At 54.0% G+C, this 556-nt stretch carries 1 protein-coding gene; it reads left to right on the forward strand.

The genetic code is table 11. From position 1 onward, the window contains the following. Window positions 1–373: Hsp20 family protein (locus ACXJ5O_RS29390; protein ID WP_457302977.1), on the forward strand; the 373-nt coding region annotated here is incomplete at its 5' end. Window positions 374–556: the final 183 nt, after the last annotated feature.

The following is a 556-nucleotide window of genomic DNA, read 5'->3' on the forward strand; positions in this document are numbered from 1 at the left end:
GACCTACCCGCCCTATAATATCGAGCGGACTGGCGATAACACCTATCTCATCACCATCGCTGTTGCCGGGTTCTCGGAGGACGAGATCCAGATCGAGGCACATCGCAACCAGCTCAAGGTGACGGGCGAAAAGGCTGTAGAGAAGTCTGATGAAAAGGCCGAAACGCTTTACCGCGGTATCGCCTCGCGCGCTTTCGAGCGCCGCTTCCATCTTGCCGATTTCGTCGAAGTCAGTGGTGCGAGCCTGAAAAACGGCCTTTTGCACATTGAACTCAAGCGCGAAATTCCGGAGGAGATGAAGCCGCGCAAGATCGCTGTCACTTCCTTGTCCGACAAGGAAGCCAAGCAGATCGAGGCGAAAGCCACGCACTAAGCGGTTGGTGTATACAGATGAGAAAGGCGGCGCAGCAATGCGCCGCTTTTTTTATGCGATCAGTTCACCAAAGCGATCGATTTCTTCTGTCGAAGTGGCGAAACTGGTCACCAATCGGACAAGCGTTTCATTTTCACCGATCAGATGTTTCTCGGAGTGGGGCGGGTTCTGGTCGTAGAAGAG

The sequence above is a fragment of the Phyllobacterium sp. P5_D12 genome, assembly GCF_054049495.1.